The following is a 26,705-nucleotide window of genomic DNA, read 5'->3' as shown; positions in this document are numbered from 1 at the left end:
ATGAGCTGTAATCAAACCCCGTAATTGATTACTGTTTAATGTTCAGAGGTGACATTAAATGTTTCGTCCTGATCGCCGTATAACACGATCTCCGATGTGTCTATTTGATTTTCCAATTGGCGTAAGTCATAAGCACTTTGGAGGCGTAACCAAAACTCAGGGGTACTTCCTAATGCAGCAGCAATACGAATTGCCAACGATGGTGTTAACGCCGTTTTACCGGCAAGAAAACGCGATACAGTCGCGGGTGTTACTCCAATGTTGAGTGCAAAACGACGACCACTAATTCCCATATCCGCCAAATCTCTGGCAATAATCTCTCCGGGGTGGGAAATTTTAAACTGTCTCATTAGTGATAATCCTCATAATTCAAAATGTAAGCATCACCGTTTACGAACTGAAAAGTAATACGCCAGTTAGCGCGGACTGTGATAGACCAGTAACCTTCGCGATCTCCTTTCAGCGGGTGAAGTTTGTAGATTTGGCGGTTTAATTCGCCTATTTCATTTGCCGCATCGATAGCCTGTAAACGGTCATTAATCCTATCGGCATCTTGCGCCGGTACACCAGAAGTAATTCCTTTTTCAAAAAGTTGCTTCAACCCTTTGTGCTTGAATGATTTAATCATTGTCCGATCCATATTACATGATGTGTAACATTATACTGCAATGTTACACGACGTGCAACATTCACTATGTTTTTTTGGAAAATAAGTAAACAGTGCGTCAGAGTCAGATAGTGAGGTGTTGTCGGAAGAGAATATTGAAAAATAACTCATGAGGGGGCACTCATGCGCCCCATTCATTACCGGCATTATTACCGCGCCAATAATGCCGTAAAAGGTTTAACACCGGTTTTCTGTGCCATCAGTTGCCGTGCTTCCCAGCGATCATGATTAGCCTGCACGTTGATCCAGAAATCAGCGTCAGTCTCAAACAAAGCAGCTAACATGACGGCTTCGTCGATGCTGATACGACGCTTTCCACTGATAATTTCAGCAATGCGCATACGGGAAAGATTCAGCGCTTCCCCTAATTTGGCCTGAGTGACATTCAGTGGTTTTAAATACTCTTCTGACAACATTTCACCGACAGTCGTCGGCTCTCTTAACATTATATCCATTACGTCCCCTGTTAATCTCTTTAGTTGTTTTTTTGCTTTTGGCGGTATGGGCTAGGGCATAGGCAGGCGAAATACATCTAATTTTAATGGAGCCTATCCTTTTTTTGCAGCATATGCAGTGATAGTCGCTTCCATCTGAGCCATCAATTTGTCATTGCCCGCAAGCGTCGCTTCAAAACGGGCCAACTGCTTATTCAGATCCGTGATGTGACTGTTAAGGGCTTTATTCTCACTGAGCAAAGCGGTGTTCTGCGCTTTCACTTCTCCGACATATTCCTGATTTCCTTCCAACCGTAACTCTGCTTTCGCTATTTCCGTGCGTAAGGATTCATTACTGGCTGCCAGACTTCGATTTTCTTCAGATTGTGTGTCCAGTTGCTGGCGCAGTTCTTGAACAATTACCCGGTGAGATCCCTGCTCTTGCACTAATTGTGATTTGTTTTGTTCCTGCACTTTGCGTAACTCGGACTGAAGCTCCCTGATTTCCTTATCACGCTGTTCAATCAGGGCCGTTTGTTTATACAAACGCTCTTCGTTGCGTTCCAGTTCTTCTAAGGCAATGTCGCGCTGCTCATTCGCGTCTAATGCTTGCTCTTTGTAGCGCTGCTCGGCCTCCACACTGAATCGCGTGATCTCTTTCATGAAAGATTGAGTGAATTCCGATGAAAAACCCAATTTATCATAGAGCGATTGTTGATTTGCCTCGACCTCTTTCCGCCAGTTCGCAAAATATTTATGGACAGTGCTCGTACTCTTCACGTCCGGTAACATAGATAGCACCATCCTCACGGTAGGTTTCATCCCTTTGGCATACAATTCATTGCAAATGGTGTGTACTTTCTCTTGGATCGAATTGGTATCAGATGTAGTCATTATTTTTTTCCTTCGCTCGGTGTGATGAAAGTATAACCACCATAAAGAACGAACACAAAAAAAGAACGAACATTGTTCGTTCTTATCATAGAACATACCCATTCTGTATTCATCGAGCCAAGAACCCGATTTTTTGTCGCTATCATCGTGTCAAAAAATATCAATCACATTTGAAAAATTAATCAATAGCACCGTAAAATAGTGTATAAAATCTCAACACATTGTAATTAGTCATAAATTTTTCCTACTCAATGCCGATTAATTATTCATCGGAACATCAGAGAAAGATGAAGAAATGAAAAACAACAAGGAATCGCTGTACCTGCGAGAACGCGCCTATTTGCGGGAGCTGGCACAGCGGGTGGCGAAAGACTCGCCGCATCTGGCCGATTTTCTGGTGACATCCCGTGATCCCGATATTGAACGTGTTTTTGAAGCCTTTGCGTTGTTAATTGCCGGTGTGAGGGATAAGCTGGAAGATGAACTGCCCGAAATCACGCACGGTATTCTCTCGCGTATCTGGCCGCTGGCATTGTGTCCCATCCCGCCGACCACGATACTCCAATTCTATCCGGCAAAGGGCGAACATCAGGGCAGTGCAGATATCCTCGCGGGCACAGCCGTTTCAGCCCCCAGCAACGGGCAGTTACTCACCTTTAAAACGTGCCGTCCGCTGCATCTTGAGCCGTTACTCGTCCAGCAACGCACGGTGAGAAAAACCGGCACCCACAGTGAAATCATCCTGACCCTGTGTCAAACGGGCACCCCCTCCCCGGTCTGGCAAAGTGGCGCATTAACGTTTTTTCTGGGAACTGATACAGAAAAAGCGGCACAACTCAGCCTATGGCTGGATCAACATTTGTGTGATATCAGCCTGACCACACAGGGAACGCGGCGAAAACTGGGTTGTTCTCCTTATGGCTGGCATAACCTGTTTGATAGCCCGGTGCTACCCGTGCCCAAAAATACGTATTCCGGCCTACAACCGCTGGTGGAGTATTACGCCCTGCCTCAGCTGTATAACTTTGTGACGCTCGATATCCGCCGCCACTGCGTGAAGGTGCCACTGAATGCAGACGGTACGTTTGATCTGATTTTTCGTTTCGAGGGCGAATTGCCGCTGGATGATGTCGATGAGGCGTTTTTGCTGGGGTGTGTCCCGGCCATTCATCTGGAAAACCGCGCCAGCCCCCCCATTGCATTAAACGCGGACAATCACCGTTATTCTCTGCCGCTGGGGGGATCAATGCGATTGTACCGGCTGCGTGATATTGCGGTCATACAGCAACCCGGTGACAGTACGCAACGCGGTACGCCTTATCACTGGCTACCGATTGAACAGTTTACCCCGGCCGGGCATTGGCGGGATGAGGAAAGCCAGCCTGATACATTTTACTACCAGCCTCAGACAGAATGCGATTTTCTGGGCAAGATACAACATCGGTTACATTTTTTTGATGTGACAGGCAAGCCGGCAAATACCTTGCCTGCCCTGTCGGTATCGGGCCATTTCACGGGCTACCATGTTCAGGCGTGTGCGTTGGCGAAAGGCGCGATTAACGTGGCACAGGAAGACGTCCCGTCTCATCTCTGCGTACACAATATCACGCCGGTAACACCCGATTACCCGCCGTTGTTACAGGATAATAGCGGCTGGCCGTTGCTGTCCTGCCTTTCCAGTCCGCCGATGATGCTGTTTGCCACTGACAGCCTGAAACAGTTTCTCCGGCTGTTTGATCCGTATGCTGACACGCACCGCCCGCTAAGCCGTCTCTACCACCAGCATATTGACGGCATTGTGCTGGTGGTAGAGCGTCTGACTGATCGCGTGCGGCTGGGGCGTCCCATTCGCGGGTATTTACTCTCGCTCACCCTGAACCCGGATTATTACTGTAATCCGGGGGTGATGTACCGCTTTTGCCGGTTAATCAATCAGGCGATGGCGTGTTTTATCAGTCAGTCTTCATTTGTCATGCTGGAAATCTTCACCCCGGACAGCCGAAAAGTACGGTGGCAGTTCTGGCATGTCGATGGATTACGCCCGGATATGTAATGGATTCAGGAAGTATGACATCAACCCGAAGGAGTAAAAAAACAACATGAAAAGTGGATTACGCTTTGTCTGCCACATTGCCGATCTACCGGCAGACACATTTGCGGTGGGAGAGTTTTCCCTACAGGAAGGGTTATCCGAATTGTTTACCCTGAGCATGACGTTAGTCAGAGCCGGTAATGCTAACCCGTTTAAACCGCAGACGGAGATTGATTTGGCCGCATTGCTTATGCAGGATGCCGTGCTGCAAATTTTTCACGGTGAAACCGAACAGCGCAAAATCACGGGGATTATTTCCCATGCGGACTGGGTAGGCACCGATGGCAATAAGACGCTGTATACCGTGACCGTGCGACCAGCCCTCTGGCGGCTGACACTCAATCAGGACAGCCGGATTTACCACCAGCAAAATATCCCGGCCATTTTAAACAGTCTGCTTAAAAAACACCGGGTAAAGGCGGATTCTAAGCTCTATGATGCGCATCAGGACAGGGAGTATGTGACTCAGAAACGTGAATCCGATTATGCGTTTTTCTGCCGGTTAGCGGCGGAAGAAGGGATCAGCTTCTGGTTTGAGGATGAAACCCTGTTTTTCAGCGACAGTCATTTAGGGATGACAGCCGGACTCCCGCTGCAATACCAGCCGCAGCCGGAAACCGCCCACGGCATCGATACGATTTATCAGGTGCGGCTGGGTGTCGGTATGAGTCCACAGCGGAGCCTGCATAAAGACTTTAACCCGGAAAACCCGCGCTATCACCTCTCGCATATGCACAGCAGCGAAGGCTTTCGTGACTTCGGCAGCCAGACCCCCTACACCGTGTTTGAAAGTTACGGCCGTTTTCAGAAAGATGCGGCGGCCATTCCGTTTTTAAAATACCGACAGGACGCACTGGATAACCAGAAACAGACCGGCAGCGGCAACAGTAACTGCATCAAACTCATGCCGGGCAAAATCTTTGAAATAAAAAATCATCCACACCCGCCCCTCAATGCCCGCTGGCAGGTTATCGGTATCAGCCATCACGGACGCAGCCCACAGGCATTGGGCGACAGTGGCGGAGAAGGCACCACCCTCAGTAATCATGTCAGTTTTATCGATGGCCTTGCCGACTGGCGTCCGCCTTTCCACTATAAACCACAGGCAGACGGGGATGAAACCGCCCTCGTGGTTGGCCCGGAAGGGGAAGAAATCTTCGTCAATAAAGACGGGGCGATTAAAGTCCATTTCCACTGGAACCGCTACGACAAGCCGGATGATAGCGCATCGTGCTGGGTACGCGTGGCGCAGGGCTGGAATGGTCACGGCTATGGCTTTATGGCGATACCGCGCATCGGGCAGGAAGTCATTATCTCTTACCTGAACGGCGATATCGACCGTCCTATCGTCACTGGCTGTGTGTATAACGGCCTGAACCGTCCGCCGCTGGATTTACCGGCCGAAAAAACCCGTACCACGTTTAAAACCAAAACCCACAAGGGCAAAGGCTTTAACGAACTGCGTTTTGAGGATGCCAAAGGCAGTGAAGAGGTGTTTATTCATGCACAGAAAGACATGAACACGCACATTCTCAATGATGAAACCGACAATATCGGCCATAACCGGACACACCACATTAAAAATGACGCGCATTTGCGGATCGATAATGAATACCGGGTACAGGCCGGTAATGATATTTCGCTGGCTACCGGTCAGAAACTGCATATTAAGGCCGACGATGCGCTGTTAACGCAAAGCGGTAATGAAATTCACCTGAGTTCGGGTGCGAAAGTGGTCATTGATGCGGGCGCTGAACTGACCATTCAGGCAGCAGGGCATTTTCTGAAAATTGATGCAGGCGGGATCACCAGCAGCGCGGTCGTGAATATGGGCAGTGGCGCACCGGGTAACGGCTCTGGCTGGGCCGGTAAGTTACCGGATATGCTGGACAAGCTCAAACAAATCAACGTCGCAGAGGCGGCGACCGAAGCTGTTCTGACCGCCCCCCTTGAGAAGATTTGTATCAGCTGCTTAATGAAAGCGGCATCAAACGGTTCAGCAATGGTTATCAGAGGGCAATCATGATCTCAGTCTCATCAGAAGATTGGCAGGAATATCAGAAAACACACCCCGATATCAGACGGTATGCGCTGGTGGATGGCCTCCAGTATGAGCGCCTTTTCGACGAGGAATTCACTTATCGGGCAGGGCGGAATAATCCGCTGTTCAGGCGATTCCCGGATTCAGAAATCGCGTTTGCGGGCCCGTGGTTGTTTGATATCACACATCACACTGACTTTCTGGAACAATTTTTAACACTGGAAAAAGCGTATCCGGCGGTGTCTTGGCTGTATACCCCGTTGTCACTGGATGCCCTCACCCGTCATTTTGAACCTTATCTGAATGTTCAGCTGGAAAGTGGGGAAACCGCGCTGTTGCGCTTTTACGATCCGCGCGTTCTGCATCAAATCCCGGCGATTTTCGACCAGACGCAGTTAACCGCATTCACCCAACCGATAGATGAATGGCATTACTGGCTGGCGGGCCAGTTTTATGCTGTAAAAGGAGCGCAATGATGATCACACTCAGTCAGGAACAGGTTGGTAAGTTCATTGATGCGGAAGATGAAGCCTATCTCACTCAAATCCGGCAACAGATCCAGACAGAACACGCTGAATTAGTCAGACACGAAAGCGAGCACAGTTTGCATCAGCGGCTTAAAGCCGCGTATCTGGATTTGATCGCAATGGGGTTCAAAGAGGAAAAGCTCATACGTTCTTACCTCTATTTTGTTGCCTTTAACCGTGATTATCACGATTCACCGGAAATTAAAAATATGCTGAACGCAGGGGATAACCCCGAACAACAATACCGGGATTACCTGCGGGTAATGAATCATTTAATGAAAAGGAGACATTAAGATGCCAGCCCCCTTAGTTATTGGCGCACCCGCTGCGGGCGCGGCTCTTTTAGCCGCTGCGGAATGGACGCTTGCTGCCTGCGTAGCCGGATTAGCTGCTGTGGGTATTATAGATAGTATTGATGATGCTCCAGATAATTCTAAGAATAAAGAACGTGATGAAGAAAAGGATATTAAAGATGGAGAAACGTCAGCTGATGCTCGTCTTGCAAAAATTGAGGCTTCTGGCTCTTTAGCCCGTTCACGGGAAGAATGTAAATCATGTCCTGCCAGTACCGGTGTGACTGAGATTAGAAAAGCAAAATACGATATAAATTTTCAATACCAAATATTTATTACAAAACACCCTTGTGGCGACAATTGGGTTAAAGAATGGAATTATGCTTCTGTTTCATTTGATGGATTTCAAATTTCATCTTGTTTATTACAAGAAACCAAAGCGAAATATGATAATTTTTTTATAGAAGATAGGGCTATTCTTAAATTTTGGAGTGGAGCTATAGGTATAATAGCTCAAGCTAAAGTACAAAGTTCCGTTGTTTCTGCTACTCCGCCCAATAAATTATCTTGGTATTTTATGCAACCAAAAAGTTTTGCATATTATAAACGATTGTTTGCGGGGAGAGGTTACGTAATGACCGTTCACCATGTTCCGATGGCATAAGGTAAATAGAAATGAGTGAAATTAATTTAAATATAGCATTCAAAGAAAACACGACTGAGCAATTTGATGTTTTATTGGATACTCTTTATTTTTTTCTTAATGAATTGAATAAATGTGATGAAAAAATAAATGCTTTTTATGCACAGGCTGAATCTTTAGAAGAGGCTTTGGAAAACAAAATCATTACAATTGATAGAGAAATAAACCCTGAAGCCCAAGAATTAATTGGTGAATATTTACCTTACGCTACTGGTGTATGGGATGGAAAAGACGATAAACCAATGTCACTCACTGTGAGTGAACAGAATGAAACTTTTATTGCTATCTCTGCTGAAAATCATATAGGCATTTACAATAAATCAAAGTTAGTTAATTTCATCAAGGCAACTTCAGAAAAATACACATTGCAACTTTTTAGTGTGGCTTTCAACGTAGGAGATCCGATTTTTCCTGATCGCCCTGCTATTGGTTGGATGTTATATCTTCCACAAAAAATAGAAATGCACCCTATGTTAATGAAGTTTGGTGTTGAACTTATTTCTATATCCACACCATTAAGTACGGGGACAATTATAATTAGTAAAGATAATTATAATTGCATGAGTAAATCAGATCAGCAGCTATCTAATGATATCGAAATTGCATTACGTGATTTAAACCTTTTGCCTTTGTACTCTGATGTTTACAAAGATAAATAACGTATTTATAGACTACTCATGTCAGAGGTATAACTATGGCAGGTCAAGCCGTTATCCGATTAAACGACGCAACTGATCATGGCGGTAAAGTTATTACAGCTATTGACGGGTATGTTTATCAGGGAGTTCCGATTGCCGCCAAAGGTGATTTAGTGGCTTGTCCCCAGTGCAAAGGGGTTTTTCCTATTGTGGAAGGCAGTGATGACTTAAAACATCAGGGAAAACCCATCGCATTAAATGGGATGCGCACGGCCTGTGGTGCAAAATTGATTGCCAGTCAAGGCGGGTTTTGCGCTTGATGTCGTACTTTTAATGAAACAATCAGCTTTGAGTATATCATTTCTTAGCTGATTATTTTTATATTAGCCATTAAAAAGAGAAGTCCTACTAAAACGTTTGGCAACATATATAGTGATTTCAGGCCGCTATTCCTTTTAGATAGTATCTGCGATTGGACGCCTGACCGAGAGAGGTATTGGCACTGGCTACACCAGACAACTTATTTAGTTAGCCGCGAGGAAAGAGTGATAAGCCCGGATTAATCAAAAACACCTTTTTAGACACCGTTAAGAGAGCCAAACAATGAAAACAGAATGGACATACGAAGAATTAACGCAGGCAGTTAAAAAGTATATTACGCCTAGCTCATCATGTAACAGCGTAGAGATAGCCGAATTCCGCCAAATTAGCTCTTTTGGCGTGTTTAACTTCTGGAACATGTTAACTGAGGATATACAAAAAGAGGACGACAATATCCAAATACAGGCCATGTTGAACACACTGATTGACAACACACTAATCCTGCGCAGTTCTCGTTCTGATGATGATGAGCGTGATTAATCGTGTAACGAAAAGCACTGAACCTGCAATAAACAGATGCATTTTTCATTAATAATGAAATTTACACTAACCAATTGAATAATAGCGTTTAATTTTAAATGAAATCGCGTTTTTTTGTTGCTGATTATCATAGCGTTCAGCTACGATCCTTTCCGCTTTAGGCGGTTCTGGAAGGTGAGGTTAGCTTTTTCGACGATTGCTTAACTTTGATATCAGCGCGAAACCAGAGACCTGAAAGCCAAGAGGCCGCCTAGTGCGGTCTTTTTACTTTCGGGAGGACTATGATCCAGAGAATCGCAGTTATCAGCACCATGAAAAAACCGGTCATGCTCCGCGCGGTTTTTAACGACGGGGATTTGATTTTAGAAGACAGAAAACTGCTTCCGCCAAAACGCAGGGCAATGCTGGCCGAATTATCAAAAGATATCCCAAAAATGGTCAGGGCAGGCTTTAAGGTGCTGGTGGATGAGGTCAGCGGCGACATCGCGCAGCAGATTGGCGCGCTCAGCGTCCGGTTGAGTGACCGACATCATGACGGCCGTCCCGTGATTGTGGTGGCAGTGAGCCGCTATGAGGAGCTGAAACGGCAAGGGAGCATCATCTATCCCCCAAAAGGCAAAAACCTCTATGAGATATCTTCTTCCCTCATCGATGTTGAATTCAATCCCGCCGGTGAACCAATCTACCGGATCGACTGGGAGTCACTAACGTCAGAGCATATTCTCATCTTGCTGGTGGTGTACAGCACCCGGTTTAACCATGTGGCCTCTGATGCGTATATCAAAGCCATGCAATCCGCTGTCACCCCTGAATCACCGTCCCTGTTAACGTCCTTTCTGAACATGGTCAGGGCCTATGACAAAAAAGTGGAAAAAGCTACGGTGAAATCGCCGTTAACCGGCACACGCCAAGATAAAAACACGGTGATTTTATGAATGACTATTCACGCCTGGATGACCGCTGCATTGCCGATCCGATTATTCGCGCCTATTTACACCGCGAAATTATCGCGCAGTCGCTTTTACATGACCACGCGAGCAATATTGCCTACACCCTCAAGCCCGATGAGGAATTCAGGGCGGATCTGGTGGCCTATCGGGTGTATAAAAATTCCGTGTTACGGTGGGTGGTCAGGCTGGTGGCCGGTCATGAAAGTGAGTTAGAGTCACTGCCCATCGGGGATACCCTGTCTTTGCCGTCTGCCGCGTGGATACGCGACAGAGTCAGGCACTATGCAGACACGCCAGAGGTGACAGGATGATTGGCCTGCCGCGCACCGAAACAGGCCGGTATGAAACAGCGGGCTTAATCCCCAAAGAATTTAACCGGCTGTTTAACCAGATTGCCAAAGACCAGCAAGCCAAGCGCCGTCGCCGTAAGAAAGGCCGGTTGCTGACCCCTGCGCTGTTAAAAAATAAAAACTTTGATGATGTCATTGCGCTGGGCAATAAGCGTGACGGGACGTTATTCACGCAAGACGATCTGAGGGCATTTGAAAAAAACCGGCAAAAAGTCCGCGCCGGATTCAATACCGATACCGCCGGGATCACCTACACCCAGTTAATAGCCAATTGCGCCCGGATTGATGTCAAACGCGCCAATAACGCGGTCGATGATGGCTCCGGCATCAAAACCGCGTCATTTATCGGCATGGAGCACAATACCGCTATTATCCGTGTCACGGCGTCCGATAAATCGGTAGACAAGCACCATCGCGTTAAAATTCGCTTTGAGGAATGGGAGACGGCGATGAACGACCTGTCAGAGAAAGAAAACAACACGTCTCGTGTCGTGCGTCAGCTGTGTGCCGGACGCCTGTCATTGGATTGTGATTGTGGCCGACACAAATACTGGTATCGCTATATTGCCACGGCGGGCAATTTTGCGATTAGCCCCCCGAAAGAATATATCTACCCCAAAATCAGAAACCCGAACTTAAAAGGCGTGGCCTGTAAGCATGTCATTCATGCCATGACCCGAATGCAGGCGGGCACATGGCAAATGCAGGTCGGCCGGTTGCTACAGAAAAATGCCCGTGCCACCAGCTTTGGGGATGACAAGCGAAAGACCACCGAGTTTTTTGGCGACGAGCAGTTAAAGCGCCTGAACCGGAACCGAAAAAGCCAGACCAACCACAACGCGATAAAAGGTGAATACCAACGGTATCAGCAACGGATGGCCGCACTGGAAAAGAAGCTGAAGCAAGATCCAAAGAAACTGAACGCGTTACGCGCACAGTTAAACAAAGCCAAAAAGCTGACCGACGCGCAGCGCCTCAAGCTGAGAAAAAAACAGGAACAGATTGCTCAGATGAAAGCGCAGGAACAGGTACTGAAACAGCAACTCAAAGATGCTTTCACGATGAAAAAACACGCCTTCATCGATGCGTTGATGATGGCCGGACAAGACAGGCAACACGCTGAAGCTGCCTTCAGTGAGTACATGAAGAAACAAGTTAAGGGTAACGTATGAGCCGCTACGACGAATGGCTGGACGAAATGCCAGACAGTGAAATAACCGGAATAGGCACTGCCGGAACCCCGTCAGACGCGCCTTTATCCGGTCAGCGTGCCGAGCTGGTGGATCTGGATGACGTGAAACCGTCCCCCGCCAGCATGACACTGACCGTGCAAGAGGCAATAGCACCGGACAAAGCCGCCCTGCCCTTACATCTGTCCAACAAAGAGCCGGATGTTAACCTGAAGCCGCGATATCAAGGCCATTCTCCCCTCAATGATCTCGTCCGTCTGGATTGGGTTAAAGTGATTGAAGAAGACCCCGACAATTTTGATGCGTTGTTATATCGCCCTGTCGAGCCGATACCGGCGAAAGTGCATGAAGACGGATTCGAGCTGGCCGCGTTTACGGAATTCAACAACCATCAACGGGAGCTGGCCTACACTGACCCACAAAAAGTCATTGTGCTGGACTGTCCGGATGAACGGGAATCCTTTTCGGCGATGGATGCGGACGGGGATCAGGATGGCAGCACTGATGATTTTTTGGTGATCCGGGCGGCCACAACGGGTGTTTCCGTCGGCTCCATCTTTGAATGGAATGAAGAACTGTCCGACGGCCAATTAGCCCGCCGGTTCTGGTATGTATTACGTATTTTTACCTATGGCACGGCGTCTGTCGGTTCACTCTATTACTGCATACCGGCCAGAAATTTCACCCAGTCAGCATTGAGGGCAGACCATGAGCAACCATGACGAAAACGACGTATTAATGCGCATTAAAGCGCTAAAACTCAAGCCCATCGGGGAGCGGGAAGTCAGTGGCTTCCGGGGCATTGATATTGCGGTCGGGAACCATATTGCTTCAAGCCTCAAAGGGCTGACGGTCAATCAGCCGGATTTACACAATCAGGGATTTGTTGACTTTCTCCAGCGGCCATCCAGTGATCAGGTGTTGCTGGGCCGTTTCGACGATATCAAAGCGTTTATGCGCACCCTGCGACAGGCGAAAGCCGGGAGAAAAAGCCAGTCAGAGAACCCTTACGCGAATCCGGACGCCCTGCCTGTTATCAACCTTGCCAGAACGATGGATTATGACATGATGCCGAACGATAGGCAGATAAAACGGGACAGATACGGCGAGGTGTTTGAAGGTGACGCGATCATTGCCGTGCTGGATGCTCACCCCGTCAACCTGGTTTACGATATTTTTGTGTTGTCAGCGGATAAAGAGCCGTTATCCCTGTTATGCAATGCGATTGCTGTTCATTTTGTCAGTCTGATTTCCACCAGCTTTCAGGCGCAGGTACAGATTGCCAATGCCGACGTGAGCATTGAATGCGCGTTCAATGCGGCCAGAGAGATAGCTTTTTCAGATGTGTCATTGCCACTCATGGAAGATCGGGTGTTTGCGGCCAAGGCCAGTATCAACGTACAGGCCGATATCCTCATGGCTCATGCCGTGGTGCCACAGATTGAGAAAACCGTGGTCACGACACCCCAACCCACCCGCAGAGGCCAGCATGGTTCAGCAAGGTAATCAGTATTTTTTACAGTCTGTTGAAATTAACGGGCAGGTGTTACCGCGAGAATCCATCACGTCCGTGGCGTATATCGAAATAACCCGACTGGAAGCCCCGCTTTTGCTCCTGAATATCCGTGATGTGACCGGCTACATCCTGGATAATATGGCCGTCAGAGAAGGCGCGGTGATGACGGTGGTACTGGGCGATCCGGAAGGACAACAAGCCTTATTTAAAGATACCTTTTTTATCGTGTCTGCCCCGCTGAACAAGGATACCGTCACCATCACCGGCATAGCAACCGCTATGCGAACACTCCTTATTCCGACCGGCGTCCCGCGTTTTTTTGTCGATGCTGAACCCGATAACATCATTCGCACCTTAACCCAGGGCTTAAAACCGATATCTGATCCGTTTAACCGTCTTGGCACTTATCATCTCAATATGGGGCAAAAGCCCGCCACCCTACTTAGACAAGTTGCCAAAGATCATGGCGCACTGGCATGGACGGCCAGAGGAAAACTGTATTTAAAATCGATGGCTGACCTTATCAGGGTAAAACCCGCGTTCCGCTATGAGTTCAACAATCCCCAGGCTAAATACCGCATTACCAAGCTGAGCAATATCAATGCTGATTTTGCGGTCACCGCCTCAAAGCGGCATCGCTATGTCGGTTATTCCATGACGGAAGGGTATCGGGCAGCGGGGGAGACATCATTACCGGTGAAGATGGTTGCTGATCCGGAATTGGGCACATTACAAAACAGGCGGCGTGTCCTGATCCCGAAATTAGATATCGAATGCGCGGGTAATCCGGCGATTCAGGCCGGAGACGTGATACAGATCATTATCCATCGTTATGACAGGGAGAACCGGATTGATGAATCCGTGCCAAAAAATATGATTGTCGAGCGAGTCACCCAGTTTGAAGAACGTGCTGCCTACAGCACCCGAATGATTTTAGGAGTGCCGAATGAGTAACGCACTCTATGGCAGCCACAGAGCCAGAATTGTGGCGACAGAGCATCCTGCGGGGCTGATGAAAGCCCGGATACGGTTAATTCCCCTCTGGGACGGGATACCGGATGACGCCCTGCCGTGGGCGGAGTATCGGCTGTCCATCGGGGGCGCGTTTACCCCTGCCATTAAAGGGGATTTGGTGTGGGTGGAGTTTCCTTATGGCGGCGACAGCCGTTATCCCATGATCACCGGTGCGGCACAAGATGCCCCGAAGGGTATCCCGAACGTGGCACCGGAAGCCTCCGGACAGGGGGGAGCCTATGAACCGGCCAATGTGGGGGGCGCACCTCCCCTCCCCGCGTTATCACCCACGAAAGATTTCGTGTATCGGCGCAATAACTTACTCGTTATCCATTCCGCGGGTGGCGGTGTCTCGATCACCAATATGGCGAGTGGTTCCTGTATCGCCATGAATGAAGCCGGGGATATTTTTCATCATGCGGCTGGTGATTTTTTCCTGAATGTCAGTGGCAGCACCACCATAAAATCACAGGGAGCCATCACCTTTGAGAGTGCGGCCGGATTCAACGCCAAATCGCAGGCAGGCATGACTTTTGAAAGTGCAGCGGGATTCAAAACAAAATCACAGGCAGGCATGACCTTTGAAAGTCTGGCGGGATTCAACGCAAAGGCCCCCTTGTTTGGCTTTTCGCAATTCTAATGTCTCTTTTCGCTTACCCGCCCTGAAAAGCGGGTAAGCAAACAATAAAGAAAGACGCATATTATTGCTGGGTAATAAGTTCTTCGCGGCTCAGGCCGGTAATTTCCATAACCATTTCAATTCTTTCACCGCGTTCTAAAAGGATACGAGCAATATTGAGTGATGCCTTTTTAAAGCCTTCTTTAAACCCTTGCTCAAAGCCTTCCTTAAATCCTTCTTTCCAGCCTTTTTCATACAATCGTTGTGCAATATTCATGATTGCAGGGAAATCAGTTTTTCACGGCTCAGGCCGGTACTTTTCATGACCAATTCAATACTGACACCATTTTTCAAAAGGGTACGGGCAATATTCATTGATGCCTGTTGAATGCCTTCCTCCCGGCCTTTGTCCTGTAATCGTTGTGCAATATTCACAATTACCTCCTGATGACTTTCTGTTTGTTCAATCAGTTGCTGGATCACCTGTTCAAAATCCGGCGAGTCCATTGTAACAAATAAGTAGTTCATGATAGTCACAACATCGTTGTCGCTATTATAGTTCTGTTGAAGTGCGCGGGCCAATAGCGTGGTCACGGCTTTAAATCCCTCACGCAAATTCTTGTGTTTCATTGCCAGTTCCATCACGGCAATTTTGCGATGATTGACCAGTTCATTATCATCAATCACCGTCACATCCACCAGCGGAAACGGATTGAAATACATCTCTTCAGCCAGTTCCGGCAATGAAAAACATTGTGTCCATGTTTGCTGGAACGGGTAAGGGCTGGTATCGCCATGATAAAACAACACCGGCACCACCAGCGGTAATTCCTTGTTTCCCTGCTGCAAATGCTGATTCATTGCCATAAAAGCATAGAAAATCATGCGCCACGCCATCATTTTATCGGGACTGGACTGATGCTCAACCAATACGTATATATAACCGTCACCCTGCTGGGTTTCCACCGAATAGAGCACGTCAGACATGCGTGAACGCAACTGGCTGTCAATGAATGACGAGTTGGTCAGTTTTAACGTATCAAAATCGCATAGCTTCTTAATGTTTTCCGGCAGATGAATGTCAAAAAAATCACGCGCATTCTCAATCCGCGCCATAAATCCCTTGAACGCAGAATCATGCGGCGTGGGAGTTGTCTTTTTGTTTTTCATATTGTCTAATCAATAAAAACGCTAACCGGTATCCCAAAACGAACGGAGAGTTTACGCATAGCGTCGAGCGTTAACGAACGTTCCCCTTTCAAGATACGACTGACAAGGGAGCGCTTTCCTATTTCGTCCTCAAAATCCGTCTGATTCAGGCCGTACTGATCCATCAGCACACGCAGAATAGCGACCCCCCCGTGTATGTTAGCAAGACGCTCATTAAATTCAGCAAATTCGGGTGCCTGATTTTCGTAATTGTCGATTTTATCTGTCAGCATATCAACCAGCGGACTGTCCGGCTCGTGCTCGATCAGATATTCCACCAGCTTAATAGCCTCCTCATAATCTTTACGGGAAGTGCTGCCCCCCAACAGGGGGACAATGCTTACCAAATTATCGACTGCCTGAATGACTTCGTTGATCATCATTCTTTATTCCTCCGGTAATAATCCGTCAATTTGTCATATTCAGCATGGGTTACTATATGTTTGATAAAAATTTTACCCCGCTCAAAATCAGCAAAAAACATCACTCTTAAATTATTGCCGCTCACATCAATAACCCACCATTTCTCCCGGTATTTCATTCTGTCCAAACTGGGAAAGGCTGATTTCATTTCATCCGGCGATTGGAATGTTAAGCGCCGTAATGATTTATACAGATAATCAAGTGCAGCGGTGCTGTTTGGGTAGCGGCGTGTCGCCAAATCAAACGGCTCCCTTGAGATAACATGCATGTCCATTACTCATAGTTTCCAATATGGAAACATATTACATCAGATGCCCCATGTTGACAACAAGGAAACGACATTATTATGAAGATAACTCATTTATCAGCGGGGTAAGTGTTTATTTTGGCCTAATCCGCAATAGGTTCCTGATCAAGTAGTCCCTTATGCTCCCGGAAAGAGTTTCCTCATGATTTTCTGATTGATAAACAAATAAAAGGTTTGGTAAACCAGAGCCAAATGACGAAATACAACAAAATGCAGCCCTGACACAGCATCAACCATCAGGATTGCAGGGAGAAAGTCAACAATGATGTCTTTTGGCTCGGTTTGTTCCGGCATTGAAGCGGCAAGCGTGGCATGGGAACCCCTCGGTATGTCTCCAGCCTGGTTCAGTGAAATTGAAAAATTCCCCGGCGCGGTGCTGAAGCATCACTGGCCTTCTGTCCGGAATCTGGGTGATATGACCCGGATAGCGGACAGAGTTGCTCACAATCAGGAAAATGCCCCCGATATTCTGGTGGGTGGTACACCCTGCCAGGCATTCAGTGTTGCGGGATTACGCAATGGCCTGAAGGATGAACGCGGACAATTAACCTTATCATTCGTGGAGTTGGCCAATGCCATTGATGCAGTCAGAACAGCAAACGGAAAACACCCCTCAGTTATCGTCTGGGAAAATGTGCCCGGCGTCCTGTCCAGCAAGGATAACGCCTTCGGCTGTTTTCTGGCCGGACTCACTGGAGAAGATGAACCCTTACAGCCGACAGGGAAAAAATGGACAAACGCGGGTTATGTGTCTGGACCCAAAAGAGCGGTTGCCTGGCGGGTGCTTGATGCTCAATATTTCGGAGTGGCCCAACGCCGCCGACGTGTGTTTGTTATCGCAAGTGCTCGAACGGACTTCTGTCCCGCAACGGTACTTTTTGAGCCGGAAAGCGTGCGAAGGGATAATCCGCCGGGCAGAAAGACGGGGAAAACCCCTGCCGGACAGGTTACGCCGTGCCCTGGAAGCAGGTGCGGAACAATAGAGACGTCGTTTGCACGTTGTGGCAAAAACCTGTTTCCGGTAAATCCGGGCACCAGCTTACAATCAGAAAACGGCAGTCACTGGGATGCCGATGATAATCCGCACCCCACATTAAACCAGAGTCACAATAGCGGTGGTATCGGCATGAGTAATCAGGAGCTGTTTTCACAGCGAGGCAGCGGGTTAATATCAACGTACCGCATGTTATCGTTCGGGGAATACCGGACGGATAATGTCTCATCGACGCTGAAATCACGGGATGCGAAAGATGCCACTGATTTGGTTGCCATCTCATTGGCTGGCAACATCATTAACCGAAAACCGGAAAATGGCGGTAACGGTATGGGGTATCAGCCTGAAATTTCCTACACGCTGACCACCTCCGATATTCATGGCGTGAACTATGGGTATGCCGTGCGCCGTCTGACGCCGGTTGAATGTGAACGGTTGCAAGGCTTCCCCGATAATCACACCCGCATTCCCTGGAACGGGAAAACCGCCGAAAACTGCCCCGACGGGCATCGCTACCGGGCTATCGGTAATTCAATGGCCGTGCCGGTCATGTCATGGATTGGAAAGCGGATTTTAGGGCAGGCAGATGCCGGTAGCTGAAATAAGCCGTATGTAATAAATGAATAAGATTCTAAATGATTTTTTAGTTTTGTTATACTCGATACCTTACTGTCTGAATAGGTATCACTTTGATGTTCAAGGTATTTAAAAACGCACTCATCTACCAGTTATCACGCAAGGTGCCCAATCTTACAGAAGAGGAATTACGCGACCGGATACCATCTTTCGCGTTTTCCCCTTGTGGTGAGCATGACGCTTCCTGCATAGGCTGGTTGATGAACGATGACAAGCCTGCAATATTCGTTCACGGTAATAACCTGTTGCTGGTGGCCGTGAAGGAGCAGAAAGATATCCCTGCCGCCATTATCAAAGCGCAGCTGAACGCCAAACGCGAGAATTTGGAGGCAATACACAACCGCAAACTCCGCCGTTCTGAAATTGCGCAAATCAAAGATGACGTGATTCAGGAGCTGTTGCCCCGTGCCTTTGCGAAACGAAGCACCGTTCAACTCTGGATTGATACCGATAACGGCTTAATCTCGATTGATACCACGTCACCCCGGACAGCGGAGCAGGTTCTGGCGCTCTTACGTCGTACCATTGATTCATTGCCCGTGATACCGATGGCAACGGTGAACCCGTTTGCAATGGCAATGACCGACTGGCTCAAAGACTCGCATACCCTTCCGGCCAGACTCCGTCTGAGCGATAAAATTCAGAAAGCCGATCTGATCTACGAAGAAGGCGAGGTGCGTTTTAGCAAAGAAGACAGGCTGACCCATGATGAAGCGGTTTCTATCCTGTTAGATCAAGGGCGTCAGGTTTGCACACTGGGTGTCTATATTGACACGCAATACGGGCTTGATCTGGAACTCACTGACGCCTGCAAACTAAAAAAACTCCGGTTTGGCGTTGAATTTTCCCACCTTCATAGTGAAGGCGACGACGCATTAGCCCGTGAATACGCCGATTTTATTTTAATGGTGGAAGAGCTACGCGCCGCCTATGACATCATTTTTCATGCAATGGGCGGCTTACTGAGTGCCGTAGAAAGCGATGTGTCAGCCGGTGGTAAATGAATACAACCGCCCGTTCCTGAAATGGGCAGGCGGAAAATACGCGGTACTCCCACAAATCCTGCCGTATTTGTCTGGCCGGAAGCGCCTGATAGAACCTTTTGTCGGGGGTGGCGCGGTGTTCATGAATGCGGGGGATTTTGAGCATTACATGCTGGCAGATATTAACCCTGATCTGATTAATCTCTATCAAATCGCCGCCACGCGCAATACGGCGCTGATCGATAAAGCCGCGTCTTTCTTTCAACAAAAAAACAGCCAGGAAGCCTTTCTGGATGTCCGAACCAAATTCAATGCGCTGAGTTATTCCTCACTGGAACGGGCAGCGGCGTTTTTATACCTGAACCGATACGGATTTAATGGGTTGATCCGCTACAACCGTTGCGGGAAATATAACGTCAGTTTTGGTCGTCACGCGCAGCCGCCTTACTTCCCGAAAGCGGAGCTGGCGAACTTTGCCGCCCTTGCGCCCCGTTGTGAATTCAGCCATGCCCACTACCGTGACACGATCCGCCGTGCCCGTTCCGGTGACGTGATATTTTGCGATCCGCCCTATGAACCCTTACCCGATAAAGCCGGATTTACCCACTATGCCGCCGGGGGATTCACCTTTCAGGATCAATGTACGCTTGCCAACGAACTGGTTTACGCACATCAACGGGGGGCACATGTTGTTATCACCAATAGTTCAGCGCCCAAAATCCGTGACATGTACACCGCGTTGAAATTCACCCTCCATACGCTTTATGCCCGCCGCACCATGAGTTGCAAAGGTGACACACGCGGGGCAGTCAGCGATCTCATTGCCGTTTTATAAGAAGGAAAAAACAATGCCCGCCGTAGGTATTCTGGGTTCGGTTTGTTCGGGTCACAAGGGATTTCCGCCGCGCCCTGCCGCTGAAGGAGAGCCGTTATTAACCGTCAATGGCATTCCCGTGCTGGTGGCAGGAAATCTGTTTCCTGAGCACATCGATATTTATAGTTATGAAAAGCATGGTGGCGTCGCTATCAGCACCCGCCCGTGGTTTACCGTGAACGGCAAGCCTATCTGTTGTATGGGTGATCCGGTTTCATGTGGTTCCGTCATTGTGTCCGGAAATCCGTTTTTTCAGGTGACTTAATCATGCTCGACAATGAAAAACAAATCGCCGCATTCAGGGCATTGGGTGCCGAAGGATTACACCCACCAGCCGCACTGAGCATCACCCAACTGACCGCTGATCACGCTATCGAAAAAGCCGCTTATCTGCATAAACTGGTAAAGCAAGAAACAGCCTACCCCGATCCCGTGACCGCCGCCGTGCGCACGATCAACGAGGCCAGCGGGAAATTAACGATTGCAGCAAATGCGGCCAATGCGTTCCATCATGCCATCAAGGATTACCAAAGCCCGTCCCAGTTGATCCAAATGCGTCTGGGCTGGACATGTTATTTAAAAGGCAACCTGTTAGCTGACAGTACCCCGTTTCATCTGATTGAGGCAATTGCGGACAGCCAGATAACCACCACGCAAAATCAGCTCGTCACCCGCCTCAAAACTGAGGATATCAAGGCCGCAATGGATGAGATTAATGCCGTTTTAGCCAAAAACAGGGGGGCGGGTGGTGTGGCGTCACGACTGACGGACAAACAAATTTTACGGCTGAATAACGCCGCTGAAGCATTAACAGGCTCACTCAGCGATCTGGATAGAGCCACGGAAGCCGTGAATCGTTTAGCAACACAGGCGAATGATTCCGCCAGTCACGCGCAAAAATCATTCAGTGATGCGGTCAGCATTTCGATCATCTCAGGCTTGCTTGAAAGTACAGTTATGGCCGATGCGCTAAAAGCCATTACGCCGACGTCAGTCATGTCGGCGTTGTCATAGGAGAACCCATGTTACTTGGTGGATTGATCCCCCTGCCTATCGGCAATGCTTTCAAATTCGTCGCTATTGGCGCTGTGATGGGCGTTATCTGTTTGGGGGTTAACTTTGTACATCACCAATACAAAAGCCTCACAGAGCGCGTTACAGCGCTCAATACGGCTAATTCAGCATTATCCGGTGAAAATACCCAACTAAAAACAGCGATCAGTGTTCAGGACGAGAATATCCGCCTTTTGCAGCATGACATCGCTGAACGTGATAGCCGGTTAATTGCATTAGTCGAATCGCAGCACAAATTAGAAAAAGAGACAAAACAGCAACAAGAGGAAAGTGACAATGCTATCAGACAATTTAAAGAGATGCTGGCTCATGCCCGGTGTGCTAACCAGCGTATGCCTGATGACATTATCCGGTTGCAACACCAGCGCACCGCTGAATTCAACCGGCGTTATGGTGGTTGAAAAGCGAATAGAAACGAAACGGCCACCCGCGATCAAAGCGGTGATGTGTCTTCTTCCCGACGACAATACAACACGCTGGGGGGATAACGTGCTCTATAAGGAAAAAATTAGACAATCGCTGGCAGAGTGCAACGATAAGAATCAGAGGGTGAATGAGATAAATACAAGAATATAAATTAGAAACGAAACGGCCACACACAAATAATGTGGCCGATTGTGGACAGTCATTGTTATTCAATTAACAATGTCAAGTTATACCCAAGACTTTCTATCACTTTGCCAATCGTATCGATCTTGGTTGCGTGCTTTAAATCAAAAATGCGGGTAATTTCCTGCCTTTTTACCCCCATACGACGAGCCAACTCAGTTTGCGTTAATTTGGAATCAACGAACGCATTAAGCATAAGCACCTTCGAGGCCACACTTAAAGGCACATCAACATAATCGCCCTGCTCGTCAACCGGACTAGGCAGAGGAATATTTTCACTCCCTTCAAAGTAAAATTCGAAAGACGTTATTAACGCATCAAGCGCCATTTCCAGCGCTTCTTCCCGTGTCTCACCTTGTGTTAAGGCTTCAGGGATATCAGGGAACGAGACAAAATATCCGCCTTCTTCTACTGGCTCTAGTGTCACTGGATATCGCATAATATTTATAGTAAAGCTGCGCGAGAACCAGCCCGTCAGGGGGCTGGTTTTTTATCACAATCCTAATTGCTTGATGATTGCTTTTCTTAATGGCTCTTTGATTTCATGGCTGGGGTGCCTCGGCATTATACTTCGTTTCCCCTGATAGGTTAGTTTCAGATGATTTGTACCATTTGAAACACCAACACCATGCGCTTCTAACCATCGTCTAAACTCGCTTTGCTTCACCTTTCCTCCATTCTGTTGAACATGCAAACATAGTAAGCATTTTTGCTTACACTGTCAACATTTTTGTTTACATGGAGTATTCTTTTTTTAAATGCGAAATTATCGCTTGTTTGCCTACAATGAACTATTGCGCCAATCGTAAAACATGGCCTCCATCGGGGCGTTGTCCCCCATTTTTTCGAGACACATCGCCTGAATGCCCTTGCTGGCACTCCCATCCCCAACGGACTGTAAGAACTCATACATCTGGACAGGCATCGACAGTGACGCGATTTTCGGCGTTTTCAGGGTGCGTTTCTTGCCCACTTTCGGCCACGGGATCAGGGTTATCGTTTTTTCGTTCACCTCACCCATATGACACAGGAATAACGGCGCGTGATTGTATTCCAGCACCATCTCTTTGGCCGTTTCGCGCAAATCCGCATCGGTTAGCAAGGCTTCTATATGCTGGTGGATCGCTTTTCTGTCACGGGTAAAGCACACATGACTCTGGCGACCGTTTTCATAGGTCAGGTAAGCGCGATAACTCATAATTTCCTTATTTATTAATTAATAAACTGGCGTAATTACGCAGATTCTAAATGATTTTTTTTGGAAAAAATATCAAAAACACCGCGTCAGAATTAGGGGGGCATATTGTAGTTAACTTATTCTAAGCCCGTCGAAAAGCTAACTCCCGTATCTTCGCACTCTGAAAAGGGAAATTACGGTGAGTAATAATATTAAAGAATTCAAAGAACGTCAGAAAGACGTTAATGAGCGCGCTGCACAAGTCCTTTCGTTTGCAGCTCATGCACAGTTCAGGGACGGGGCGTTTATTGACGATCCGCAAGAGCGTTACGCCAGTATCTTAGAGTCCGCGAAAACCGTTCCGATGTTTGAAGGTGTAAACCCGGAATATGTCGGCCAAGTTGCCAGCGCGTGGGCGGATAGTCTGGCGGAATACAGTGATCGCAACGGGCATTACCCTTCGTCGGAAATTCTGGCTAACGCCCATCATGCGTGTGAACGCCTGATTCTGGAAGCGGCAGCGGAAAAACACGAAGGTGTCGGTGCGGCGATGTTCGAAAGTGTCAAATCGGATATGTCCACCAGCGACGGTGTGATGCGTCAGGCGCTGTTTGCCGCCCTGATCCTGCCAACGGCGTTAGGCGCAGCCACGGGTGATGCCTGTACGTTCGTGCCGTGTGAACGTGACGAATCCAACGTGTACGAGGTCTTCAACGTCGCAGGCTCGAAATTCGGCTCTTATGATATCGGTGATGAACTGAATATGCAGTCGGCCGGTGTGTACTCACAAATGAGCCGTACCTACATTTTCCCGGATGACCAGCAACCGGACGGCGCGAAAAAATCCTTTAAATTTAAGCTGGCGGATTCTCAGGAAGGTCAGGAAATGCCTATCCGTGCCGGTCGCACGGTGCTGATGGTCAACCGTAAACGCTCTGATCGTGATAACAAATCCGGCAAGGTCTATTTTGACGGTCAGGATCATGCCGGCGTCACGTATTCCGTCACCGGCACGATTGATTATGCCAAAGGCGAAATCACGGTGGAGTTTAACGGGGAGGCGGTTCCGGCCAAAGGCACCGAATTAGCCGTCGCGCTTGAAATTGATATTGAGAAAAAAGCCGACCTGATCCCCCTGGTGAACCACGGTATGCGTAAATGGGAAGTTGTCCCGTCTCAGTACGTACTGGCAGCGGAGCACACCATTCAATCCCTGATGGATGCGCGTCGTGAGTTTGGTCTGGACTTAGCTTCTATGCAATTCTCTACCGTGCGCAGCTGGTTATCCCATGAAATTGACATGATGCGCCTGCGCAAAATTGTCTTTCATACGATCCACGGCAGCGAATTTGATATTGCCCTGCCAACAACCCAGCAATGGGACTCCTACGTTGCGTTACTGAAATCAGCCATTACGCACGAATCCACCAAAATGACCAACCGCACCAAAAAAACCGGTATCCGTGGTGGTTTTGCGGGGGGTGCAGCGGCTAACTTCATTAAATCCATGCCGGAAACCTACTTTAAACCCGCTGAAGGTTATGTTCAGTCCCCGCGCATTCAGTTCATCGGCACGTTGTTCGGCATCTACCGTATTTTTGAAGTCCCTGAAACGGTGTGTGAACAACTGTCTGACGAAGGTTGCCAGTTCTCGGCCAACGACATTTTCTTCTATGGCCGTGGGGATAATATCGGCGATGCCGGTTTAGTGGCCGGGGATGCCGTGCCTGCGATCCCGTTCGTGCATCCAACGACCACCGCACTCATCAACCGTACTACCTTATGGGGTTCCGCGATTAATGAGATCCACCCGCGCAATGGCGAAAAGTATTTCACCAAACTCACGCTGACCAACACCAAAATCGGTGCTATCGACATGCTTACCGGCAAGCTCATAGCTGACGGCCCGCGCGAAGACAAAGCAAACGCTGCGTCTACCGACGTCGATACCGGCAAAAAAAGCAATCACAAAAAAACCACTGAGTAAGTTTTATTAATGACGGTGCCAGCAATGGCACCAGTAAGGGATCAAACATGAATAAAATTCCTTTCGCAATTGGTCAGGCACCCGGTGTCGCCATTATGCCGCCCAATGCGGACGCCACGTTTACCCATGCCACCGGCGGCTCCTCCGTCTTTGCCGGTGTGGTGGTGGCAAAACGCGGTAAACCCAACACCGTATTACACGTCACACCAGACACCCTGCAAAAAGTATTAGGCGAGCCGATCCATCCTCATTCAAGCGAGCATTTTGAGCCGTATCGCCATGTCTATCAGGCGTTAAACGGGGGAAATGGCTATGTCGTGCGTATTGCGCCAAGCGGCATGAAAATTCCCGTCATGAAAGTCGTTTCGTCTGACAAGAGTAGCCCCGGCCTTGGAATGCCATCGATTATCGCTACCGATATTGATTTTGGTGAAGAAATCAATATGAATGATGAATCGACTTTATTCCAGATCTATGTAGATGATGGTGATGCCTCTAAAAACCGCACCTTATCGCTGATCCCCAATCCAGACAGCAAAGGGATGTATACCCTCATTCTCAAAGAAGTCGATGATTTAGGCCGGAAAAAAACACTGGATACTATTCAGGTGTCATTTAAGCGGGAAGCCCGTGATGACATGGGGCAGCCCGCTTACCTGCCTGTGGCATTAGAAAACAACACGCATCGTTTACGCGCCATCATGGGGAGTCGTCCCAACCATTGGCTGGTCACAGGCACTTATCACGGGTTTGAAGACAAAGAATTTGAGGGCGGCTCAGACGGTGATATTCGCAACCTTATCAGTGCAGATTATGCGCCTGCTATTCGCGCACTGGCTGCATCAAAGGTGAATTATACCGCGATCCTGTCATTAGGGTGTTACAACCCCGCCACGTTGTCTGAACTGGCAGAATTAGCGAATGATGTCCGTGTCGATATGTTCTGTGACTTACCCCCAATGGATAATCAGACCAAAGCGATTGAAACCGCGAAGGCACAAGGGTTTGGCAGTTACGCCCATGTTTGTCGCTATCATTTCCCTTATCAGAGCCGTGATCCCTTCTCAGGGGCACAGGTGGTATGTGGCCTGTCGGGAGATGCGTTTACCGCGAAGGCTAAAGGCGTGGCGATGGTGTCTGATGTCGGCGGTTATCATCTCTCCCCTGCCGGACAGTCACGCGGCGTCTTACTGCGCCAAAACATTAAACCGCTGCCTGCCGCTGCTGAAATTAACCTCGAAGACTATGCCGCTAACGGGATCAACACCGTGGGCTTTGCCTCCGATGGCTCCGTCATGATTGATGACGCCCTCACCACGTATGCCAAGAAAAACTATCTCCGCTTCCAGCATGTCAACAGTACGTTCAACGCGATTGCCCGCCTTGTGTATGACATCGGCAATGCGTTGAAACATGAGCCGGATGGTGTGACCCGCCGTGGTCTGGAAAGGGAAATTCCGAAGTTACTCGACCGTTTTGTTGCGTCGGGGGCGTTGGTTTCTCCCCGTAACGCGGCAGACGGTACAGCGCCTTATGTCGTGAAGGTGACACAGAATGAGTTTGATATGTGGCATATCCAGTATTCCGCCTGTCCAACCGGTGTCTCACGCCGTATCGTGGCTGAACCGGTGTTAATCCCGTAA

At 48.4% G+C, this 26,705-nt stretch carries 34 protein-coding genes and 1 pseudogene; 24 read left to right on the top strand and 11 right to left on the bottom strand.

Features of this window, described 5'->3' with window-relative positions; translation table 11 throughout:
* Positions 1 to 35: 35 nt before the first annotated feature.
* The 4 genes from AACX38_RS01695 to AACX38_RS01680 form a co-directional block, all read right to left on the bottom strand.
* Positions 36 to 350 carry a HigA family addiction module antitoxin gene (locus tag AACX38_RS01695; protein WP_228863413.1) on the bottom strand — a complete coding sequence of 105 codons (315 nt, stop codon included), beginning with the start codon at positions 348 to 350 and terminating at the stop codon, positions 36 to 38.
* Positions 350 to 628, bottom strand: coding sequence for a type II toxin-antitoxin system RelE/ParE family toxin (locus tag AACX38_RS01690; RefSeq protein ID WP_228863412.1), 279 nt, complete (start codon positions 626 to 628; stop codon positions 350 to 352). Before AACX38_RS01690 ends, AACX38_RS01695 begins: the two co-directional genes overlap by 1 nt.
* Positions 629 to 816: 188 nt before the next feature.
* Positions 817 to 1,122, bottom strand: coding sequence for a HigA family addiction module antitoxin (locus tag AACX38_RS01685; RefSeq protein ID WP_228863411.1), 306 nt, complete (start codon positions 1,120 to 1,122; stop codon positions 817 to 819).
* Positions 1,123 to 1,215: 93 nt separating this feature from the next.
* Entirely contained in the window at positions 1,216 to 1,995 is a 780-nt protein-coding gene (locus AACX38_RS01680) for a DNA-binding protein (RefSeq protein WP_228863410.1), read from the bottom strand.
* A gap of 295 nt (positions 1,996 to 2,290) precedes the next feature.
* Between AACX38_RS01680 and AACX38_RS01675 the strand changes: the two genes are divergently transcribed.
* The 15 genes from AACX38_RS01675 (at position 2,291) to AACX38_RS01605 (ending at position 14,810) form a co-directional block, all read left to right on the top strand.
* Positions 2,291 to 4,048: a type VI secretion system baseplate subunit TssF gene (locus tag AACX38_RS01675; RefSeq protein ID WP_228863409.1), complete on the top strand. Its 1,758-nt coding sequence runs from the start codon at positions 2,291 to 2,293 to the stop codon at positions 4,046 to 4,048.
* A gap of 46 nt (positions 4,049 to 4,094) precedes the next feature.
* A complete protein-coding gene (locus AACX38_RS01670; protein WP_228863408.1) occupies positions 4,095 to 6,113 on the top strand; it encodes a type VI secretion system Vgr family protein in 2,019 nt (672 codons plus the stop codon).
* Positions 6,110 to 6,604 (top strand): DUF4123 domain-containing protein, encoded by a 495-nt coding sequence (locus tag AACX38_RS01665; protein ID WP_228863407.1) that lies wholly within the window; start codon positions 6,110 to 6,112, stop codon positions 6,602 to 6,604. Before AACX38_RS01670 ends, AACX38_RS01665 begins: the two co-directional genes overlap by 4 nt.
* Positions 6,601 to 6,948 (top strand): hypothetical protein, encoded by a 348-nt coding sequence (locus AACX38_RS01660; RefSeq protein ID WP_339385645.1) that lies wholly within the window; start codon positions 6,601 to 6,603, stop codon positions 6,946 to 6,948. The genes AACX38_RS01665 and AACX38_RS01660 overlap by 4 nt, the downstream gene beginning before the upstream one ends.
* Position 6,949: 1 nt before the next feature.
* On the top strand, positions 6,950 to 7,612 hold the full coding sequence (locus tag AACX38_RS01655; RefSeq protein ID WP_228863405.1) for a Tox-REase-5 domain-containing protein: 663 nt from the start codon (positions 6,950 to 6,952) through the stop codon (positions 7,610 to 7,612).
* Between the two features lie 11 nt (positions 7,613 to 7,623).
* Complete coding sequence (locus AACX38_RS01650) at positions 7,624 to 8,310, top strand: Imm52 family immunity protein (RefSeq protein ID WP_228863404.1); 687 nt, start codon at positions 7,624 to 7,626, stop codon at positions 8,308 to 8,310.
* A 35-nt stretch (positions 8,311 to 8,345) separates the two neighbouring features.
* The gene (locus AACX38_RS01645) at positions 8,346 to 8,609 is read left to right on the top strand and encodes a PAAR domain-containing protein (protein ID WP_228863403.1); all 264 of its coding nucleotides are present in this window, start codon (positions 8,346 to 8,348) and stop codon (positions 8,607 to 8,609) included.
* Between the two features lie 283 nt (positions 8,610 to 8,892).
* On the top strand, positions 8,893 to 9,150 hold the full coding sequence (locus AACX38_RS01640) for a hypothetical protein (protein WP_228863402.1): 258 nt from the start codon (positions 8,893 to 8,895) through the stop codon (positions 9,148 to 9,150).
* 281 nt (positions 9,151 to 9,431) lie between these two features.
* Entirely contained in the window at positions 9,432 to 10,085 is a 654-nt protein-coding gene (locus AACX38_RS01635) for a maturation control protein (protein ID WP_228863401.1), read from the top strand.
* Positions 10,082 to 10,411: a baseplate protein gene (locus tag AACX38_RS01630; protein ID WP_228863400.1), complete on the top strand. Its 330-nt coding sequence runs from the start codon at positions 10,082 to 10,084 to the stop codon at positions 10,409 to 10,411. The genes AACX38_RS01635 and AACX38_RS01630 overlap by 4 nt, the downstream gene beginning before the upstream one ends.
* Entirely contained in the window at positions 10,357 to 11,622 is a 1,266-nt protein-coding gene (locus AACX38_RS01625) for a phage tail protein (protein WP_228863399.1), read from the top strand. The genes AACX38_RS01630 and AACX38_RS01625 overlap by 55 nt, the downstream gene beginning before the upstream one ends.
* Positions 11,619 to 12,362 (top strand): phage tail protein, encoded by a 744-nt coding sequence (locus AACX38_RS01620; protein WP_228863398.1) that lies wholly within the window; start codon positions 11,619 to 11,621, stop codon positions 12,360 to 12,362. Before AACX38_RS01625 ends, AACX38_RS01620 begins: the two co-directional genes overlap by 4 nt.
* Positions 12,349 to 13,146, top strand: coding sequence for a hypothetical protein (locus AACX38_RS01615; RefSeq protein ID WP_228863397.1), 798 nt, complete (start codon positions 12,349 to 12,351; stop codon positions 13,144 to 13,146). The genes AACX38_RS01620 and AACX38_RS01615 overlap by 14 nt, the downstream gene beginning before the upstream one ends.
* Entirely contained in the window at positions 13,130 to 14,110 is a 981-nt protein-coding gene (locus tag AACX38_RS01610) for a tail length tape measure protein (protein ID WP_228863396.1), read from the top strand. The genes AACX38_RS01615 and AACX38_RS01610 overlap by 17 nt, the downstream gene beginning before the upstream one ends.
* Positions 14,103 to 14,810 carry a phage baseplate assembly protein V gene (locus AACX38_RS01605; RefSeq protein WP_228863395.1) on the top strand — a complete coding sequence of 236 codons (708 nt, stop codon included), beginning with the start codon at positions 14,103 to 14,105 and terminating at the stop codon, positions 14,808 to 14,810. The genes AACX38_RS01610 and AACX38_RS01605 overlap by 8 nt, the downstream gene beginning before the upstream one ends.
* 61 nt (positions 14,811 to 14,871) lie before the next feature.
* On the opposite strand, the gene AACX38_RS01600 is transcribed toward AACX38_RS01605, so the two are convergent.
* The 4 genes from AACX38_RS01600 to AACX38_RS01585 are packed head-to-tail and all read right to left on the bottom strand — an operon-like array spanning position 14,872 to position 16,689.
* Positions 14,872 to 15,066 (bottom strand): hypothetical protein, encoded by a 195-nt coding sequence (locus tag AACX38_RS01600; protein ID WP_228863394.1) that lies wholly within the window; start codon positions 15,064 to 15,066, stop codon positions 14,872 to 14,874.
* On the bottom strand, positions 15,063 to 15,959 hold the full coding sequence (locus AACX38_RS01595) for an Rpn family recombination-promoting nuclease/putative transposase (RefSeq protein WP_228863393.1): 897 nt from the start codon (positions 15,957 to 15,959) through the stop codon (positions 15,063 to 15,065). Before AACX38_RS01595 ends, AACX38_RS01600 begins: the two co-directional genes overlap by 4 nt.
* 5 nt (positions 15,960 to 15,964) lie before the next feature.
* Positions 15,965 to 16,381, bottom strand: a complete 417-nt coding sequence (locus AACX38_RS01590; RefSeq protein WP_228863392.1) for a helix-turn-helix domain-containing protein — start codon at positions 16,379 to 16,381, stop codon at positions 15,965 to 15,967.
* Entirely contained in the window at positions 16,378 to 16,689 is a 312-nt protein-coding gene (locus AACX38_RS01585; RefSeq protein ID WP_228863461.1) for a type II toxin-antitoxin system HigB family toxin, read from the bottom strand. Before AACX38_RS01585 ends, AACX38_RS01590 begins: the two co-directional genes overlap by 4 nt.
* A 304-nt stretch (positions 16,690 to 16,993) precedes the next feature.
* Between AACX38_RS01585 and AACX38_RS01580 the strand changes: the two are divergent.
* The 7 genes and pseudogenes from AACX38_RS01580 to lysC all read left to right on the top strand — a co-directional run.
* Positions 16,994 to 18,295: pseudogene (locus tag AACX38_RS01580) on the top strand (DNA cytosine methyltransferase); the annotation flags it as partial.
* Between the two features lie 119 nt (positions 18,296 to 18,414).
* Complete coding sequence (locus tag AACX38_RS01575; RefSeq protein WP_228863391.1) at positions 18,415 to 19,362, top strand: recombination-associated protein RdgC; 948 nt, start codon at positions 18,415 to 18,417, stop codon at positions 19,360 to 19,362.
* Positions 19,352 to 20,176 (top strand): DNA adenine methylase, encoded by an 825-nt coding sequence (locus AACX38_RS01570; RefSeq protein ID WP_228863390.1) that lies wholly within the window; start codon positions 19,352 to 19,354, stop codon positions 20,174 to 20,176. The genes AACX38_RS01575 and AACX38_RS01570 overlap by 11 nt, the downstream gene beginning before the upstream one ends.
* A gap of 13 nt (positions 20,177 to 20,189) precedes the next feature.
* Positions 20,190 to 20,480, top strand: coding sequence for a PAAR domain-containing protein (locus AACX38_RS01565; protein WP_228863389.1), 291 nt, complete (start codon positions 20,190 to 20,192; stop codon positions 20,478 to 20,480).
* A gap of 2 nt (positions 20,481 to 20,482) precedes the next feature.
* Complete coding sequence (locus AACX38_RS01560) at positions 20,483 to 21,229, top strand: hypothetical protein (protein WP_228863388.1); 747 nt, start codon at positions 20,483 to 20,485, stop codon at positions 21,227 to 21,229.
* Positions 21,230 to 21,237: 8 nt separating this feature from the next.
* On the top strand, positions 21,238 to 21,690 hold the full coding sequence (locus tag AACX38_RS01555; protein WP_228863387.1) for a hypothetical protein: 453 nt from the start codon (positions 21,238 to 21,240) through the stop codon (positions 21,688 to 21,690).
* Positions 21,599 to 21,865: an Rz1-like lysis system protein LysC gene (gene lysC, locus AACX38_RS20690; protein ID WP_445327108.1), complete on the top strand. Its 267-nt coding sequence runs from the start codon at positions 21,599 to 21,601 to the stop codon at positions 21,863 to 21,865. Before AACX38_RS01555 ends, lysC begins: the two co-directional genes overlap by 92 nt.
* A 55-nt stretch (positions 21,866 to 21,920) precedes the next feature.
* Here lysC and AACX38_RS01550 read toward each other — a convergent pair whose 3' ends face one another.
* From AACX38_RS01550 to AACX38_RS01540, 3 genes are all read right to left on the bottom strand, one after another.
* Positions 21,921 to 22,337: a type II toxin-antitoxin system HicB family antitoxin gene (locus AACX38_RS01550; RefSeq protein ID WP_228863386.1), complete on the bottom strand. Its 417-nt coding sequence runs from the start codon at positions 22,335 to 22,337 to the stop codon at positions 21,921 to 21,923.
* Positions 22,338 to 22,391: 54 nt separating this feature from the next.
* Positions 22,392 to 22,565, bottom strand: a complete 174-nt coding sequence (locus tag AACX38_RS01545; protein ID WP_228863385.1) for a type II toxin-antitoxin system HicA family toxin — start codon at positions 22,563 to 22,565, stop codon at positions 22,392 to 22,394.
* Positions 22,566 to 22,679: 114 nt separating this feature from the next.
* Complete coding sequence (locus AACX38_RS01540) at positions 22,680 to 23,096, bottom strand: hypothetical protein (protein WP_228863384.1); 417 nt, start codon at positions 23,094 to 23,096, stop codon at positions 22,680 to 22,682.
* Between the two features lie 178 nt (positions 23,097 to 23,274).
* Between AACX38_RS01540 and AACX38_RS01535 the strand changes: the two genes are divergently transcribed.
* Together AACX38_RS01535 and AACX38_RS01530 are read left to right on the top strand one after the other, a co-directional pair.
* Complete coding sequence (locus AACX38_RS01535; protein WP_228863383.1) at positions 23,275 to 25,062, top strand: capsid protein; 1,788 nt, start codon at positions 23,275 to 23,277, stop codon at positions 25,060 to 25,062.
* A gap of 47 nt (positions 25,063 to 25,109) precedes the next feature.
* The gene (locus AACX38_RS01530) at positions 25,110 to 26,705 is read left to right on the top strand and encodes a phage tail protein (protein ID WP_228863382.1); all 1,596 of its coding nucleotides are present in this window, start codon (positions 25,110 to 25,112) and stop codon (positions 26,703 to 26,705) included.

It is taken from the genome of Xenorhabdus sp. PB30.3, assembly GCF_963895965.1.
Lineage (GTDB): Bacteria > Pseudomonadota > Gammaproteobacteria > Enterobacterales > Enterobacteriaceae > Xenorhabdus > Xenorhabdus stockiae.
This window is presented reverse-complemented; position numbering and strand designations above follow the sequence as displayed.

Excerpts from the sequence above, each read along its gene's own strand:
- AACX38_RS01675 (WP_228863409.1), top strand. The coding sequence starts at position 2,291 with ATGAAAAACAACAAGGAATCGCTGTACCTGCGAGAACGCGCCTATTTG.
- AACX38_RS01630 (WP_228863400.1), top strand. The coding sequence starts at position 10,082 with ATGAATGACTATTCACGCCTGGATGACCGCTGCATTGCCGATCCGATT.
- AACX38_RS01575 (WP_228863391.1), top strand. The coding sequence starts at position 18,415 with ATGTTCAAGGTATTTAAAAACGCACTCATCTACCAGTTATCACGCAAG.
- AACX38_RS01695 (WP_228863413.1), bottom strand. The coding sequence starts at position 350 with ATGAGACAGTTTAAAATTTCCCACCCCGGAGAGATTATTGCCAGAGAT.
- AACX38_RS01560 (WP_228863388.1), top strand. The coding sequence starts at position 20,483 with ATGCTCGACAATGAAAAACAAATCGCCGCATTCAGGGCATTGGGTGCC.
- AACX38_RS01645 (WP_228863403.1), top strand. The coding sequence starts at position 8,346 with ATGGCAGGTCAAGCCGTTATCCGATTAAACGACGCAACTGATCATGGC.
- AACX38_RS01690 (WP_228863412.1), bottom strand. The coding sequence starts at position 628 with ATGATTAAATCATTCAAGCACAAAGGGTTGAAGCAACTTTTTGAAAAA.
- AACX38_RS01590 (WP_228863392.1), bottom strand. The coding sequence starts at position 16,381 with ATGATGATCAACGAAGTCATTCAGGCAGTCGATAATTTGGTAAGCATT.
- AACX38_RS01615 (WP_228863397.1), top strand. The coding sequence starts at position 12,349 with ATGAGCAACCATGACGAAAACGACGTATTAATGCGCATTAAAGCGCTA.
- AACX38_RS01620 (WP_228863398.1), top strand. The coding sequence starts at position 11,619 with ATGAGCCGCTACGACGAATGGCTGGACGAAATGCCAGACAGTGAAATA.
- lysC (WP_445327108.1), top strand. The coding sequence starts at position 21,599 with ATGCCCGGTGTGCTAACCAGCGTATGCCTGATGACATTATCCGGTTGC.
- AACX38_RS01655 (WP_228863405.1), top strand. The coding sequence starts at position 6,950 with ATGCCAGCCCCCTTAGTTATTGGCGCACCCGCTGCGGGCGCGGCTCTT.
- AACX38_RS01670 (WP_228863408.1), top strand. The coding sequence starts at position 4,095 with ATGAAAAGTGGATTACGCTTTGTCTGCCACATTGCCGATCTACCGGCA.
- AACX38_RS01550 (WP_228863386.1), bottom strand. The coding sequence starts at position 22,337 with ATGCGATATCCAGTGACACTAGAGCCAGTAGAAGAAGGCGGATATTTT.
- AACX38_RS01650 (WP_228863404.1), top strand. The coding sequence starts at position 7,624 with ATGAGTGAAATTAATTTAAATATAGCATTCAAAGAAAACACGACTGAG.
- AACX38_RS01565 (WP_228863389.1), top strand. The coding sequence starts at position 20,190 with ATGCCCGCCGTAGGTATTCTGGGTTCGGTTTGTTCGGGTCACAAGGGA.
- AACX38_RS01640 (WP_228863402.1), top strand. The coding sequence starts at position 8,893 with ATGAAAACAGAATGGACATACGAAGAATTAACGCAGGCAGTTAAAAAG.
- AACX38_RS01555 (WP_228863387.1), top strand. The coding sequence starts at position 21,238 with ATGTTACTTGGTGGATTGATCCCCCTGCCTATCGGCAATGCTTTCAAA.
- AACX38_RS01665 (WP_228863407.1), top strand. The coding sequence starts at position 6,110 with ATGATCTCAGTCTCATCAGAAGATTGGCAGGAATATCAGAAAACACAC.
- AACX38_RS01660 (WP_339385645.1), top strand. The coding sequence starts at position 6,601 with ATGATGATCACACTCAGTCAGGAACAGGTTGGTAAGTTCATTGATGCG.
- AACX38_RS01610 (WP_228863396.1), top strand. The coding sequence starts at position 13,130 with ATGGTTCAGCAAGGTAATCAGTATTTTTTACAGTCTGTTGAAATTAAC.
- AACX38_RS01635 (WP_228863401.1), top strand. The coding sequence starts at position 9,432 with ATGATCCAGAGAATCGCAGTTATCAGCACCATGAAAAAACCGGTCATG.
- AACX38_RS01605 (WP_228863395.1), top strand. The coding sequence starts at position 14,103 with ATGAGTAACGCACTCTATGGCAGCCACAGAGCCAGAATTGTGGCGACA.
- AACX38_RS01685 (WP_228863411.1), bottom strand. The coding sequence starts at position 1,122 with ATGGATATAATGTTAAGAGAGCCGACGACTGTCGGTGAAATGTTGTCA.
- AACX38_RS01530 (WP_228863382.1), top strand. The coding sequence starts at position 25,110 with ATGAATAAAATTCCTTTCGCAATTGGTCAGGCACCCGGTGTCGCCATT.
- AACX38_RS01680 (WP_228863410.1), bottom strand. The coding sequence starts at position 1,995 with ATGACTACATCTGATACCAATTCGATCCAAGAGAAAGTACACACCATT.
- AACX38_RS01585 (WP_228863461.1), bottom strand. The coding sequence starts at position 16,689 with ATGCATGTTATCTCAAGGGAGCCGTTTGATTTGGCGACACGCCGCTAC.
- AACX38_RS01595 (WP_228863393.1), bottom strand. The coding sequence starts at position 15,959 with ATGAAAAACAAAAAGACAACTCCCACGCCGCATGATTCTGCGTTCAAG.
- AACX38_RS01600 (WP_228863394.1), bottom strand. The coding sequence starts at position 15,066 with ATGAATATTGCACAACGATTGTATGAAAAAGGCTGGAAAGAAGGATTT.
- AACX38_RS01540 (WP_228863384.1), bottom strand. The coding sequence starts at position 23,096 with ATGAGTTATCGCGCTTACCTGACCTATGAAAACGGTCGCCAGAGTCAT.